The 530-nt window shown below is 57.0% G+C and carries 1 protein-coding gene; it reads left to right on the forward strand.

What is annotated here, in order from left to right:
* The coding region (locus RN22_RS25205; protein WP_046307311.1) for a hypothetical protein at positions 1-530 on the forward strand (530 nt) is incomplete at both ends.

The raw sequence follows: 530 nt of genomic DNA on the forward strand, positions 1-530 counted from the left end.
GCGGCCAGCTACACCTTGACACTCAGTGAAGCGCCAACCGCTGATTTCACCGTGACTATCGTCGTGGCTCACAAGACCACCGAAGATGGCGATGTCACGCCGGTGACCCGCGATGTGGTCATTGCGGCAGGCACCACGTCCACTGACTTCACCGTCGACACCCTGGATGACAGCCTCAATGAATCGGCGGATGATGATGTCTTTACTGTGTCAGTAGATTCAACATCCGGTGGTGACTTTGAAGCGCAGCCAACCGCACCGGCCGCTGTCGAAACCACCATCAATGATGGCACCACCACCGACGCACCAACCCTGACGCTGACGGGCGATGCCTCAGTGAATGAAGGTGAAGCGGCCAGCTACACCTTGACACTCAGCGAAGCGCCAACCGCTGATTTCACCGTGACTATCGTCGTGGCTCACAAGACCACGGAAGATGGCGATGTCACGCCGGTTACCCGTGATGTGGTCATTGCGGCAGGCACTACGTCTACCGACTTTATGGTTGATACGCTTGATGACAGCCTGAA

The organism is Grimontia sp. AD028, from assembly GCF_000973155.1.
GTDB classification, from domain to species: domain Bacteria; phylum Pseudomonadota; class Gammaproteobacteria; order Enterobacterales; family Vibrionaceae; genus Enterovibrio; species Enterovibrio indicus.